Origin of the sequence: Mycobacteroides franklinii (genome assembly GCF_001853795.1) — a bacterium.
Classification (GTDB): domain Bacteria; phylum Actinomycetota; class Actinomycetes; order Mycobacteriales; family Mycobacteriaceae; genus Mycobacterium; species Mycobacterium franklinii.
The window spans coordinates 1,121,418-1,135,492 of record NZ_MLIK01000019.1 but is presented as its reverse complement, the minus strand read 5'-3'; the positions used below and the strand labels follow the sequence as shown (position 1 = coordinate 1,135,492).

The following is a 14,075-nucleotide window of genomic DNA, read 5'->3' as shown; positions in this document are numbered from 1 at the left end:
GCATGGACGGCAGAGACTGCCGGAGCCGAGGGCCGCGCTGTGGTCACCCCGCCGAGGGTACGGTTCTGAGCCGATCCGAGGACATTCGACCAGAACCAAGACCTGCGGACCGTACGATCGCCGAATGACCACCTAACGGCCGCGGCTGTTAGGGTCAGACAGATTTGCCCTGGGCATGCTGTGTCATCCGGCTGCCGCCGGAACCAGGGCTACCGCACGTTAAGGAGGGTTCGTCCACAGTGAACCGCGGGGTCATGATGCGTATCGCAGCGTGCGGGCTGCTGGGGCTCGGTTCGGCGCTCATTATCGCTGCACTGTTGCTCAGCACGTACACCAGCAACCGGCTTGCGAAGATTCCGCTCGACTGGGACGCCACATTGGTGAGCGAGGGCAAGGGCCGCGCACTGGACCCGGTGTCGCTGTCCGGCCAGAAGTTCATTGCCGACCCGGACAAGCCGGTCATGCTGCAGGAGCAGATCACCACCGTCAGCCCCGCCGACGCCACCAAGGTCGGCCTGCAGGCGGGTATCACCATTCGGCGGACCGACAAGCAGGGCGATGCCGGGTTGGTCCTCGCCACCGTCGACACCGTCACCGTCGACCGGCACTCCGCCGAGGCGATCTCCAGCGATGACAACCCGGGCGGCAGTGTGCAGAAGCCGCGGGCCATCGAAGACGAGACACCGCCGACCACGATTGCGCTCAAGCACGAAGGGTTGAGCTACCGGTTCCCCTTCGACACCGAGAAGAAGACCTACCAGTACTTCGATGTGGTGGCACAGCGCGCCTTCGATGCCAACTACACCGGCGAAGAGGACGTCAACGGGCTCACCGCCTACCACTTCACCCAGAACGTCGGCTACGACGCCAACGGCAAGCTGGTGGAACCCGTCGCGTACCCCTCCCTGTACGACAAGGACGAAGACTCCAAGGTGACGGCCCGCGCCCAGCAGTGGGGCGTAGAAGCCGAGCACGAGGACGAAGAGATCACCATGACCCGCTACTACGCGGCGCAGCGCGAGTTCTGGGTCGACCCGGTCAGCGGCATCATCGTCAAGAGCAAAGAGCATGCGCTGCACTACTACTCGCGTGACGCGCTCAAGCCCGAGGTCCCGATGGTGGACTACACCGTTCAGTCCAATGACGAGACCGTCGAGAAGCAGGTGAAGGCGGCCCGCGATACCCGCGACAGCCTCTCCATCTGGTCGAACATCCTGCCGATCACCTTCGCGGCCCTCGGTGTGGTGGCGCTGGTCGGTGGCGGCCTGCTGGGTTCGTTCAGCCTGCGGGCCGAGTCCGCACTGATCGATCCCGGCCTGGACACCGTCGATCATGGCTTCTTCGGTCGCCGCGGGCCGGAGAAACCGCCCGCCAGCGAGGCCGACACCGATAAGTTCCCGTCGCCTCGAAACCACCTCTAGCCAGGACGTCTTGCGCCGCACAGGCCTTATCACCCCGCTTTACGCACTGGTCTTGACGGCGGCTGTCACCGCACCGCTGGCCGCCCCCGGCTACCTGCTGATCCGTGACGCCGTCTCCACACCGCGGTCATACCTGACCGATGCGGCACTCGGGGTCGGCGAAGCGGCTCCGCGCGCCGTCCCGCAGGACTTCTTCATCGCCGTCATGACAGTGCTTGTCGACGGCGGAATCCTCGTCAAGATCCTTCTTGCGCTGAGCTTATGGCTCGCGGGGTGGGGCGTGGGACGTCTTACCGCCCACCTGGTTCCGGCTGCCGGAATTCCTGGACAGCTGGTGGCAGCCACCATCGCGATCTGGAATCCCTATGTGGCCGAACGCCTTTTGCAGGGGCACTGGAGTCTCCTGGTCGGCTACGGCTGCCTGCCCTGGATCGCGTTGACGGTTATCCGCCTGCGTACGGCGACGGGAATCGGCGCCTGGTGCCCGCTCGCGTTCTGGATCGCCGTGGCTGGATTGACCCCGACCGGAACGGTGCTGGCACTGATCGTCGGGCTTGCCGTGGCCACGGATCGACGGTCACGACTTGGCGTGCTGTCGATCTCGGTACTGGCCGCGATGCCATGGCTCGTGGCGTCGGGGTTGGGAACGGTCGTGCCTGCCGGAGACGAGGCGGGAGTCCACGCCTTCGCCGCTCGGGCCGAACCAGGGCTGGGCACGCTCGGCAGCCTGGCCTCATTGGGCGGCATATGGAATGCCTCGGCGGTGCCCGCCTCGCGTACCACGCTGTTCGCGCTGGTGTTCTCGGCGGCGCTGCTCATCGTGGTGGCGGTGGGCGTAGTGATGCTGTGGCGCACCCGTACCGCACTCGGACTGCTCGGCATTGCCGTTGCGGCGGTGATCATTCCGGCACTGCTGGCGACGGGCCCGGGGTTGACGCTGACCACCTGGTTCATCACCGAGGTGCCGGGGCTCGGCATCCTGCGCGACGGCCAGAAATGGTTGGCATTGGCAATGCCCGGGTACGCGGTGGCCGGCGCCGCGGCCGTTACCGCGGCGCGCGAACGTTCCTCGCAGTACCTGGCGGCCGGGTTGGCCTGCGCGGCATTGGTATTCACGCTGCCCGACCTGGCATGGGGTGTCGGCGGCCGAGTTGTGCCGGTGACCTATCCGGCCGGATGGACCGCCGTGGCAGCCCACATCAATGCCGAGCCGCACCCGGTGGCGGTGTTACCTCCGGAGACCATGCGGCAGTATCCCTGGGGACCATCGTCCATACCGGTGCTGGATCCCTTCCCGCGCTGGATCCGCGCCGACACGGTGAGCAGCGGTGACCTGCGCGTCGACGGACAGGATGTGCGTGGGGACGGCACCCGTGGGCGCCGCGTCGAGGAGCTGTTACGTAACGGTGCCATGCCGGACGAGCTCGCGGCGCAAGGCATCGGATGGGTCGTCGTACAGGCGAATACCCCCGGCCAACAAGAGATTTCGTCGTCATCGCTGGCACGACTCGAGTCGGTCTACCGCGACGGCGATATTGCGCTCTACCGGGTACCCGGCCCATGGACTCCCATCGGGGCGTCCTCGAGCCGTCGCGCCACTGTCATCGCGGCACATCTGATGTGGATGGCCCTCCTCGCGGCGGGTGTGGTAGCAGCGGGCCGTCGCTACCACACGCGACACGCGGGGTCAGGGGGCACCCAGGATGCCAGAATCGCCGCGCCGGATTCGGACAACTGAGCCACATCTAGCGCAACCAAAAGCGGTTCGGCCACAGCCCAACCGCCCGGCACGAGGTGATCAGTCCACACGTTCCGAACCGGCGGCATCCGCAGAACGGCCACTGGCTTCCCACCGGGTCGGCACGCTCCCAGCGTCCGAGTCGCGGCGACGAAAGCCCGTCGATCCGGCGCATAGAATTCGAGAGGGCCACCCTCCAGCCGATCTTGTCTCCCCTCGTACGCGGAAATGGCCCCAGCGCCGGTGAGGGACCAACACGACAGTCGGAGCTCGTCCGCCTCATCTTCCGGCGCCTCCAGAGTGCGAAGCGGAGTGCTCGGCGGGTTCCACACGGCCGCGAGTTCCCAGAAGAGCTCCGGGCATCGCGGCTTGTCGAGCGGCGTGATCAACCCCGCATCCCGAAGAGCCCCAACAACAAGGGAAACAGAACTGGCGGCACGACCGATGTGCTGCGCGATGTTCCGCACCCCGAATCGGTGGCACGGATCCAGTAACAACATCGTCGCCACCTCGACCCCAAACTGACCCGTAAACGGATCCTGACGGCGTGTAGCTCGTCTGTCTCGTCCGGGTATCCGAACATCTGCGTTCACAAAGATGCCCGGGCCGCTCAGGTACAACCGGCCGCGGAGGTCTAACCATCCCCAGCCCGCCTTGCCGAGCTCGCGGCGCGCACCCTCGGTGATGCGATTGCCCACCACCACCGAGAGTCCCGCGCCCGTACCCGCGCGAAGGTCGCGAATCTGGGATACGTCCCGCTCGGTGAGCAGCGAGACCCTCCGTGTCCGGACAGGCAGCCCCGCGTCCGTCAACATCAGGCACAGCGCACCGTCTACCGGCACGGCTTTAAGACCAACCTCCGCCAGCGCGCCCATCAACAGCTCGACTGCGTCGTCCCCCACGGGACATATGGTTTCGAGTGTTCGATGTTCGATCAATACCGAACATCGAACATGTGGATGGATATGGCTACGCGGAGGTTGACACCGAGGCCGCGGCAGCCGCACCGGACATGAAGCTGTAGTCGTCCAGCTCCACCGTCCGCAATTGCCGCGCGAACTGAGTGGCGAATCCCGGAAACATCGTGGTGTTCTTGCCGTCTGCGGTCAGGTACCAGCTCTGGCAGCCCGAATTCCACGTCGTCTTGCCCAACCGCTGCTGAATATCGTCGTTGAACCGGTCCTGCCGGTCCTGGCGTACGTCCAAGGTCAACAAGTCCTTGTCCCGCACGATGCCGATTGCCTGCACGATGTAGTCGATCTGTGCCTCCATATAGACCAGCGCGGAATTGTGCCCAGGTCCCGAATTGGGGCCGAATGTGAAGAACAGATTCGGGTAGCCCGAGACATTCACGCTCTTGTATGCGTACGCGCCATCGGACCATTCGTCGGCGAGCTTCCTGCTGTCGCGCCCCGCGATCGGGAAGGGGGTGCCTGCCTTGCACACATCGAATCCGGTGGCGAAGACGATGCAGTCCACATCGTGTTCGATACCGTCGGCGGTACGAATTCCGTTGGGAGACAACGTAGCGATGGGCCACGTGATCAGCTTGCAGTTGTCCTTCTCAAGGGCGGCGTAGTAGTCGCTGGTCATCAGCATTCGCTTGCACCCCGCACGGAAATCTGGGGTCAACTGGCGACGGGTCCAGGGATCACTGATCTGCCGGCGCAGGTTCGCCTTGGCAATCCATTGGATGAGCGAGGTCACCGGGGTGTCCCAGACCATTCCCACCGCGGCGGCCTCGTGCGTCCAGTACCAGGCCTGCCGGGCCAGGCTCTGAACCGCCGGGTTGCTGCCGAAGATCCTTTGTGCCCACGCGGGATGCTGGAAGTCCAAGCGCGGCAACACCCAACCGGGCGTGCGCTGAAAGACCTTGACCCGGGCAGCGGTCTTGACCAACTCCGGAATAATCTGCACGGCACTGGCTCCGGTGCCGATCACCGCGACATGCTTACCCTCCATGTCGTAGTCGTGATCCCACCGCGCGCTGTGAATCTTGTGTCCGGTGTAGCTGTCCAGTCCCCGGATATCGGGCCAGCTGGCATTGGCCAGCGGTCCCGCCGCCATGACAGCGCACCGGCCGGCGAAGATCTCGCCGGAGGCGGTGTCCGCCGTCCAGATCCCCGTGCTCTCATCGAATGTCAGCCCCGTGACGTTCACACCGAACTTGATGAAGCGCCGCAGATCGTGTTTGTCCACCATGCGCTGGATGTACCGCAGGATTTCCGGACCACCCGAGTATGCCTTGGACCAGTCCGGATTCTGCTCGAAGGAATACGAGTACAACAGTGATGGGATATCACACGCCGCACCGGGATAGGAGTTGTCGCGCCACGTTCCGCCGACGTCATCGCCCCGCTCGAGAATCGTGAAGTCGTCGATTCCTTGCTCCAGCAGTCGGATAGCGGTGCCCAGACCTGCAAAGCCCGCACCGATGATCAGCACCTCACTCATCGCGACACCGGCTCATAGGTGAGTTCCTGGGACCAGGTCGGCGTCTTACCCAGCACCCGGATCGGGAAGAGATCGATTGCCTTGCCCATGGATTCGGAGACGAACTGGAACGGCTGAGTCTGATTGATGGCGATTCGTGCGTGGTACTTGATGAGGTGATATGCGGGCAGCCGACGCGTGTTCTCGCTGCGCTCGCCGACGTTCTCGTACCTCTTGATCGCGTTGTACAGCTTCTCTTCCGAGAGACCCATCGCAGAGATATTGGTGACCATCCGGGTGAGCAGGGGCGAGTAGACCAGCAGCCCCAGCATCACCGACGGTTTGATGAAAGTACCCACGGTTTCGACGATGAGCTGACGCATGGAACTGGCCCCGAGCATGTCCAAGACCTGGAAACCGACTGCGAGGTGGCGGGATTCGTCGCTATTGATATGGCGGAACACCTCATGGCACACCGGGTCGTCGACCTCGTCGAGCAGGAACTTGACCAGCGCGCCGTCCAGGGCCGTCTCCAAAGACGGGATCACCGTGCCCAGGGAGGCCAGCGACAAACTGTCGCTATAGCGATCGAGCCATTCGATAACCAACCGAATGTTCTTGTTGGGCACCGGCATTTCGCCCTCTTCGATCATCCCCCAGCGGCGCATCAACGCCAATTCGGCGTTGGCATGCCGTTGTTCCTCGGCGTGGAAGTACGTGTAGATCTGCTTCAGATCCTCATCGGGCGCCTTCGTCGCCAGCGCGGCAAACCCTCGCGCGCCCACGTTCTCGATCCACACCAGATCGGACATGAATTCCTTGAGCGCCGGGCGCTGTTCATCGGTGACCTGTTCTGCACCCGGTGCGTCCCAGTCGATATCGGCCAGTGCCCACTGCTTGTCCTTGATGGTCGCGAGGATGCTGTCGAGTGCGATTGCCATCGTGTTTCCTTCCTGGTCAGTTTCCGCGCTGGCGGGAGAATCGTTCCGCGATGCCCAGCGCCTTGGTGTAGGTATCGGGGGCAAGGCGCTTGGCCTGCCACATGAATCGGGCATCGAATTGCGGGAGCACATAGAGCTGGCCCCGGTCGTGCGCGTCGAGGCAGCCGCGTGCCACCGAATCCGCGGAAACACCGGTCCATTTCATGGCGGTGGCCGCCAGCCTGGCGGCCGACTCCTCGATGATTCCGCTGTCGACGATGTTGGTCTTGACGAAGGTGGGGCACAGCACCGTGACGGCCACCCCGGTGCCGCTGAGTTCGGCGGCAAGAGTCTCGGAGAGCGCCAACACCCCCGCCTTGCTGACGTTGTAGGCACCCATGCGCGGCGCGGCCGCGAAGCTCGCCGCCGAGGCCACGTTGATGATGCCGCCGCGGCCCAGCGCCCGCAGGCGAGGTGCGAACACGTGGGACCCGTGGATAACGCCCCACAGGTTCACCCCGAGTGTCTTCTGCCAATCCCCGAGCGGGGCGGCGCCGACAACCTGACCGCCCGCACCGATGCCCGCGTTATTGATCACCAGGTCGGCCGGTTTTCCGAACCACTCCTCGGCGATATCGGCGAGCGCTTCCACCTCGTCGAACACCGACACATCGCAGGCCGCCTCGATCGCGCGATCCCCGATCAGCGCGGCCGTCTCCTTCGCGCCGGGCAGATCCACATCGGCACACACCACCCGTCCCCCGCGACGAGCCAGTTCCAGGGCGAATGCCCGGCCGATACCGCTGGCCGCACCGGTCACCACCGCATCGGCCTTGCGAGTGCGGCGTTCGCCACGTCCGAACCCCAAAAGGCTCACCACCGCGCCACCGCAGCACACTTTGGTGGCACCCGCCATAACTGACTGCACATGCCACCACTTTGACCTACCGTGCGCGGGACTGTCAACATGGGGCGATGGCGGCATCACCGGGTCTATGGGGCGGGCGTACCGCGGCTGAGCGTCGCGCCGAACGCCGCGAGCGGCTGGTCACGGCCGCACAGGAGATCTGGATCGAGCAGGGGTGGGCCGCGGTCACCATGCGGGGCGTCTGCGCACGGACCTCACTGAACGACCGGTACTTCTACGAAGACTTCGGCGACCGCGAGGATCTGCTGGCCGCGGTCTGGGACGGCGTCCGCGAGGAACTGATCGCACAGATCTCCGCCATTGTCGGAGAGGACCCGAACCGCCCTCCGCTGGACACTCTCCGCAAGACCATTGCCCTTGTGGTTCAACGTGTTTCCGCAGATCCCGGCTGGGCAGACATCATATTTGTTCGGCATGTCGGCAGCGCGGTGCTCGAGCAGCGGCGGACAGATCTCTTACATCAAGCCACCGCGGTCCTGATCGCCGCGGCCGAACCCTACCTGGTACCGAACGTCGACCGAACCGGGTTCCGAATGGACACCCTGGTAGGCATCGGCGGGTTCAGTGAACTGGTCAACGCCTGGCGCTCTGGGCTTCTCGACGTGGGCGCCGACGAGCTGATCGAACACAGCACCCGGATCGGGGCCACGCTCGCCTCCCGATACCTCACCGCCGGTTGAGCGATCAGGCGGGAATCTCGACCTGCGGAGCCACGACCGGTTCGGCGCCGATTATCCCCGAAACCGGGACCCCGGCTACCGCCGCCTTGAGTACGGTCGTCACCCCGGCAGCGCTGCGCTGCCACGAAAGATCGGCGCAACGAGCCCGTCCCGCTTCACCCATGCGGTAGCGAAGCTTGTTGTCCGCCAACAGAGTCGCGGCATGGCGGACGAATTCATCCTGATCGCGGGCCAGCAGGCCGGTGATGCCATCGGTGACCGAGTCCATGAGTCCACCGGACGACCGGTAGCCAACGGTAGGCACACCATGTTGCGCGGCCTCGGTGACGGCCAGGCCCCAGCCCTCCTTGCGAGACGGCATCAAGTGCACCCACGCGCGCTGCAGCACGCGGTGCTTGGTTTCCTCGTCAAGGTATCCATGGAAGGTCACCGCATCGGAAATCCCAAGCCGGGCAGCATGGTCCACCAGCGGGTCCATCCACCAACCATCTCCGATGATGTCAAGGTGCACGTCGACCACATGGTCGCGCAGGAGTGCCAGAGTGGTCAGCGCGTGCTCGATCTGCTTGTGCGGCACCAGACGTGACAGGACCACCGCGCGCGGCGTCTCGCTTCGCACGTCCATCGCATCGCCGGAGATATAGGCGTCAATCTGGTCGACACCATTGCGCACCACCGCGATCCGTCCGGGATCAACGCCGAGGGCAACCAGATCCGAGGCAGACGGCTGCGAGACCGTCAGGTACTGGTTACGCCGGTGCATCCGCGGAGACAACCGCGATTCCAGCCACCAGCCCAGCCGGCCGATGAGCGGTCCCGCTACCGGCCACTGTTCCCGATGGCAGTGGTGCACCAGCACCACCACGGGTGCGGGGGCAACGGTGCCGGCGAAGAAGGGGATGCCGTTCTGGGTGTCGATGACAACATCGGGACGCACATCACGCAGCGCACCCAGTCCCAGACGACCGGCCAGCAGCGACAGCAGCGCACGCGGATACACCGTGAAGCGCCCGCCGGCCCGTGAGATCTGCACTCCGTCCACCACCTCACGGCGGGGAGCGCCCGGGTGGGCGGCGCATCGCAGGGTCACCTTGACCCCGGATGCTGCCAGCTCGGCGCCGATACGCTGCAGGTATGCCTCGCTGCCACCGCCCTGCGGATGGCCGGTATCGCGCCAGCACAGCATGAGGACCTCCCGCGGGAGGTCCGGCTGATCTGACAGTTCGCTAAGCACCGCTAAGCACCCTAGGCCGTTAGGGTGGGCCTCCAGAAATTTCCGTCATCATTAGACGAAATCGAGCAGGACGAGAACCCGTGCCGAACATTACAGATCTGTTTGCCCAGCGAGCTACCCTTCGGCGTTCAGTGAGCCTATTGGCATCTTTTCGATATGAGCAGAGTGCGCCAGAGCGGTTCTATGGGACGGTCGCGCATGACACTGTTCACCTGGTCACAGACTTGTGGCAACAGGCAACGGGCGCTGGATTGCAGGACCGCACGGTGCTGGATGTCGGCGGCGGCCCAGGTTATTTCGCGTCAGCCTTCGCCAGTGCGGGGGCGCGATATATCGGCGTCGAACCCGACCCCCGGGAAATGCATTCGGCTCCCGCTGGAACCTCCGGCATCCACGATCCCCGCACGGCATATCTGCGCGCATCCGGAATGGCCCTGCCGTTCGCCGACGACGCCGTGGACATCTGCCTGTCGTCGAATGTCGCCGAGCATGTGCCGGAGCCGTGGCGCCTCGGCGAGGAGATGCTGCGGGTCACCCGTCCGGGCGGGCTCGCGATCTTGTCCTACACCGTCTGGCTGGGCCCGTTCGGCGGCCACGAAATGGGCCTGACGCACTACTTCGGGGGTGCCCGCGCGGCCCGCTGGTACACCCGCAAGCATGGCCATCCACCCAAGAACAACTACGGGTCGTCACTTTTCCCGGTATCGGTGCGCGACGGGCTTGCCTGGGCCCACGGAACCGGCACGCTGGTTGCCGCATTTCCCCGCTACCACCCTAAATGGGCATGGTGGATCACCAGAGTTCCCGCTGCGCGGGAGGTTCTGGTGAGCAATTTGGTGCTGGTCCTGCGCCCCCACTGAATACAGAATTGCAACAGGTTCCACTTCCCCTGACTGCCCGGTAGTGTTGCGTGCGTCACGCAACGAGGCGGACATGAAACGGAAGTCACGACACCTTGACTGAGCAGACAGCGACGCATGAGGACGTTGCACGTCCCGCGGAATCTCAACGGGACCCCGAAACTTTGCGTGGCGCGCTCGCCGACTGGATATCCGCCCAGCTGCCGGCCGACGCCGCCTTCAGCGTGGACCATGCCGAGCTGCCGAGTGCCAACGGCATGTCCAGCGAGACGATCCTGGCCGATGCGCAGTGGACCGAGAACGGCCAGCGTGCGGCCCACCGCCTGGTCATCAGGACCGCACCGCAGCCCGATTCGAGTCCGGTGTTCCCGACCTATGACATGCGCCGCCAGTTCGACGTCATGGACGCCCTCGGACAGCACTCCTCCGCCGTGGTCCCGCCGGTCCGCTGGTACTGCGACGACACCAAGGTGCTCGGCGGCGAGTTCTTTGTGATGGATCGGGTGGATGGTGAGGTGCCGCCCGACCGCATGCCCTACACCTTCGGATCCTGGGTGACCGAGGCCGCCGAGGCCGACCGCCACAAGATGCAGCGACTCACCGTGGATCAACTCGCCCGCATTCATGCCGCGCCGACGGAGAACTTCGCATTCCTCGACGATGCGCGTGAAGGCGAGACCGGTCTGGACGCCCACGTGCGCCGCACCCACGAGTTCTACGAGTGGGTGCGCGGTGACGGGCCCACGATCCCGCTGATCGATCGCGGTTTTGAGTGGTTGCGCGAGAATTGGCCCGAAGAGTCCCTACGGGCCAAGGATGTTGTCAGCTGGGGTGATTCGCGTCCCGGCAATGTCATCTATCGCAACTTCGAACCCGTCGCACTGCTGGACTGGGAAATGGCGAGCATCGGGCCGCGTGAACTGGACTTGGGCTGGATCATTTTCCTGCACAGGTTTTTCCAGGATTTGGCCGAAGTAGCGACGCTGCCGGGTCTACCGGATTTCTGCAAGCGCGCGGACATCGCCGCGGAGTACGCCGCCCTCACCGGTCACCACGCCGCAGACCTGGATTTCTACACCGCGTACGCGGCACTGCAGCACGCCGTCATCATGGTGCGGATCCAGATGCGCGCCATGGCCTTCGGACAGGCACAGATGCCGAACGACCCCGATGATCTGATTCTGCACCGGCTCACACTGGAGAAGATGCTGAACGGAACCTATTGGGCGGGGGTACCGGCATGAGCCTGTCACCTTTCGACGACTACCCGATCCATCAGATCGCCGATGTGGTCCGTCACGTCGGCACCTCGGACCGAAACTTCTATGACCGTTATTACTTTGGCTGCCATGGCGGCCGCGCCGACCTGCCGTATCTGATCACCGGATTAGGCGTCTATCCGAATCTGGGTGTCACCGATGCATTCGCATCTGTCCGCAACGGCGACGACATCCTGGTATTCCGGGCCTCTCGCGCACTGGGCGACGATCGCGCCGATCTGAACGTCGGGCCGTACCGCGTCGAGGTCGTCGAAGGCCTCAAGAAGATACGGGTGATCCTGGAACCCGGTTGGAAGGATGCCGCCTACGACATCAGCTTTGATCTGACCTACACCGGTGAGATACCGGCATCCCTGGAGCCGGGCCACTATCAGCGCCAGATGGGCCGCGTCATGTTCGATACCGCGAGGTTCGCTCAAACCGGCACCTGGACAGGTCAATTGACTGTTGACGGCACCACTCACGAACTGGACGGCGTCAACTGGTCGGGTAATCGGGACCGCTCCTGGGGCATCCGTCCCGTGGGCGAGGGCGAACCCGCCGGACGGCGGGCCACCCTGGCCGGCGGGTTCTTCTGGCTCTACAACGTGATCTCGTTCCCCGAGTATTCGATCGTGTTCATCAACCAGGAGGACGAGCACGGAAACAAGGTGGTCAGTGGCGCACGTCGGGTGTGGCGTGATCCGTCCAAGGGGATCGACGAGCTCGGCCCCATCACACACGACATCACCCTCGTTCCGGGTACCCGCGAGGCAAGCTCCGCGGTAATCACGTTGGGCGACATCACCATCAAGGCCGATATCGTGCTGCCGCACTATTTCGGCTTCGGCACCGGGTACGGCCTGGACCCCGACTGGCGCCACGGCATGTGGCAGGGCGATCTCGTCGTACAGGGCAAGCGGTACAAGACCGCCGAGCTGGACGCGACACTCAAGCTGCTGTGCCCTGTAGACAATCTCGCAACCTTCACGGCGATCGAGAACGGTGTCGAAACCCACGGCAGTGGACTGTTCGAGTTCGGCCCCATCGGCCCCCACAAACCCTCCGGCTTCACCGGGTTCGTTGATACACATCAGGAAAGAGACAGCGATTCATGACGAATTACGACAAGCTCTTCATCGGCGGCGTCTGGACCGAACCGGCCACCGACCAGGTGATCGAGGTCATCTCCCCCGCGACCGGCCAGAAGGTGGGTCAGTGTCCGCTGGCCTCCCCCGCTGACGTCGAGGCCGCGGTGAGCGCGGCCCGCCGTGCCTTCGACGACGGTCCGTGGCCCAAGCTCACCCCCCACGAACGGCAGGCGGTGCTGCAGAAGGCCGTCGCCGGCCTAGAAGCCCGCAAGGACGAGATCTGCAAGGCCATCGCCGACGAGACCGGCGCTCCCCCGATGGTTATCGAGACGCTGCAGTGGATGGGCGGCTTCGGCGCCATCCAGTACTACGCCAATGCCGCCGACGCGGTGAAGTGGAAGGAACTGCGCAACGGCGCCTACGGCCAGACGGTGGTGACCCGCGAGCCCGCCGGTGTGGTCGCCGCCATCGCCGCCTGGAATGTGCCACTGTTCCTGGCACTCAACAAGATCGGCCCCGCGTTCCTCGCGGGCTGCACCGTGGTGCTCAAGCCCGCCGCCGAGACTCCGCTGTCGAGCTTCATTCTGGCCGAGGTGTTCGCAGAGGCGGGCGTGCCCGAGGGCGTGCTGTCGGTGGTGCCCGGCGGCGCCGAGACCGGTCGCGCGCTGACCAACAACCCCGGTGTCGACGTGTTCAGCTTCACCGGCAGCACCGCCGTCGGTAAAGAGATCGCCGGGATAGCGGCGAAGAACCTCAAAAAGGTCACCCTGGAGCTGGGCGGCAAGTCCGCGGCCATCGTGCTGGAGGACGCGGATTTGGCTGCGGCGCTGCCCATGCTGGTGTTCTCGGGGCTGATGAACGCCGGGCAGGGCTGCGTCAACCAGACCCGGGTACTGGCGCCGCGGTCACGGTACGACGAGGTGGTGGACGGCATCGTCGGCATGGTCTCGCTGATGGGCGTCGGGCTGCCCGACGATCCGGCCACCCAGGTCGGCCCGCTGATCACCGAAAAGCAGCGCGCCCGCGTCGAGGGCTACATCGCCAAGGGCATCGAGGAGGGCGCGCGCCTTGCCTACGGCGGCAAGCGTCCGGAGGGTCTGGACGGCGGATACTTCGTGCAGCCAACGATTTTCGCCGATGTCGATAACTCGATGACCATCGCGCAGGAGGAGATCTTCGGCCCGGTGCTGTCGATCATCGCCTACGACTCCGTGGACGAGGCCATCAAGATCGCCAACGACTCCAACTACGGACTGGCCGGCAGCGTGTGGACCACCAATGTGCCGAAGGGCCTGGAGGTGGCCGCGCAGATTCGCACCGGCACCTACGGCATCAACTGGTATGCGTTCGATCCCAGCTGCCCGTTCGGCGGCTACAAGCAATCGGGTATCGGTCGCGAAAACGGGCCGGAGGGCATCGAAGAGTACTGCGAACTCAAGAGCGTGCTGCTCCCCATGGGCTACAGCCTCGAATCCATTTGATCGTCGAGTGCGAGCCTCACCCGGAATTCT

General features: G+C 64.7%; 12 protein-coding genes. 7 read left to right on the top strand and 5 right to left on the bottom strand.

Translation table 11 applies throughout. The features are described from left to right. Window positions 1-239: 239 nt before the first annotated feature. Both BKG76_RS13195 and BKG76_RS13190 read left to right on the top strand, forming a co-directional pair. Window positions 240-1,421: a DUF3068 domain-containing protein gene (locus BKG76_RS13195; RefSeq protein ID WP_070938036.1), complete on the top strand. Its 1,182-nt coding sequence runs from the start codon at window positions 240-242 to the stop codon at window positions 1,419-1,421. Between the two features lie 52 nt (window positions 1,422-1,473). Further along, complete coding sequence (locus tag BKG76_RS13190; protein WP_070939199.1) at window positions 1,474-3,159, top strand: hypothetical protein; 1,686 nt, start codon at window positions 1,474-1,476, stop codon at window positions 3,157-3,159. Here the strand turns inward: BKG76_RS13190 and BKG76_RS13185 are convergent. The 4 genes from BKG76_RS13185 to BKG76_RS13170 form a co-directional block, all read right to left on the bottom strand. Next, window positions 3,087-4,061, bottom strand: a complete 975-nt coding sequence (locus BKG76_RS13185) for a hypothetical protein (protein WP_070938035.1) — start codon at window positions 4,059-4,061, stop codon at window positions 3,087-3,089. The genes BKG76_RS13190 and BKG76_RS13185 overlap by 73 nt on opposite strands. A gap of 67 nt (window positions 4,062-4,128) precedes the next feature. Continuing rightward, a complete protein-coding gene (locus BKG76_RS13180; protein ID WP_070938034.1) occupies window positions 4,129-5,613 on the bottom strand; it encodes a flavin-containing monooxygenase in 1,485 nt (494 codons plus the stop codon). Next, window positions 5,610-6,533, bottom strand: a complete 924-nt coding sequence (locus tag BKG76_RS13175; protein WP_070938033.1) for a ferritin-like domain-containing protein — start codon at window positions 6,531-6,533, stop codon at window positions 5,610-5,612. The genes BKG76_RS13180 and BKG76_RS13175 overlap by 4 nt, the downstream gene beginning before the upstream one ends. A gap of 16 nt (window positions 6,534-6,549) precedes the next feature. Further along, window positions 6,550-7,389 (bottom strand): SDR family NAD(P)-dependent oxidoreductase, encoded by an 840-nt coding sequence (locus BKG76_RS13170; RefSeq protein ID WP_070939198.1) that lies wholly within the window; start codon window positions 7,387-7,389, stop codon window positions 6,550-6,552. 98 nt (window positions 7,390-7,487) lie between these two features. Here BKG76_RS13170 and BKG76_RS13165 point away from each other — a divergent pair, with 98 nt between their 5' ends. Continuing rightward, on the top strand, window positions 7,488-8,120 hold the full coding sequence (locus BKG76_RS13165) for a TetR/AcrR family transcriptional regulator (RefSeq protein ID WP_070938032.1): 633 nt from the start codon (window positions 7,488-7,490) through the stop codon (window positions 8,118-8,120). Window positions 8,121-8,124: 4 nt separating this feature from the next. Here BKG76_RS13165 and BKG76_RS13160 read toward each other — a convergent pair whose 3' ends face one another. Continuing rightward, on the bottom strand, window positions 8,125-9,354 hold the full coding sequence (locus BKG76_RS13160) for a glycosyltransferase family 4 protein (RefSeq protein ID WP_109420722.1): 1,230 nt from the start codon (window positions 9,352-9,354) through the stop codon (window positions 8,125-8,127). An 80-nt stretch (window positions 9,355-9,434) separates the two neighbouring features. Here BKG76_RS13160 and BKG76_RS13155 point away from each other — a divergent pair, with 80 nt between their 5' ends. From BKG76_RS13155 to BKG76_RS13140, 4 genes are all read left to right on the top strand, one after another. After that, window positions 9,435-10,214, top strand: coding sequence for a class I SAM-dependent methyltransferase (locus BKG76_RS13155; protein WP_070938030.1), 780 nt, complete (start codon window positions 9,435-9,437; stop codon window positions 10,212-10,214). A 95-nt stretch (window positions 10,215-10,309) separates the two neighbouring features. Then, window positions 10,310-11,458: a phosphotransferase family protein gene (locus BKG76_RS13150; protein WP_070938029.1), complete on the top strand. Its 1,149-nt coding sequence runs from the start codon at window positions 10,310-10,312 to the stop codon at window positions 11,456-11,458. Further along, window positions 11,455-12,591 (top strand): hypothetical protein, encoded by a 1,137-nt coding sequence (locus BKG76_RS13145; protein WP_070938028.1) that lies wholly within the window; start codon window positions 11,455-11,457, stop codon window positions 12,589-12,591. The genes BKG76_RS13150 and BKG76_RS13145 overlap by 4 nt, the downstream gene beginning before the upstream one ends. Continuing rightward, a complete protein-coding gene (locus tag BKG76_RS13140; protein ID WP_070938027.1) occupies window positions 12,588-14,045 on the top strand; it encodes an aldehyde dehydrogenase in 1,458 nt (485 codons plus the stop codon). The genes BKG76_RS13145 and BKG76_RS13140 overlap by 4 nt, the downstream gene beginning before the upstream one ends. Window positions 14,046-14,075: the final 30 nt, after the last annotated feature.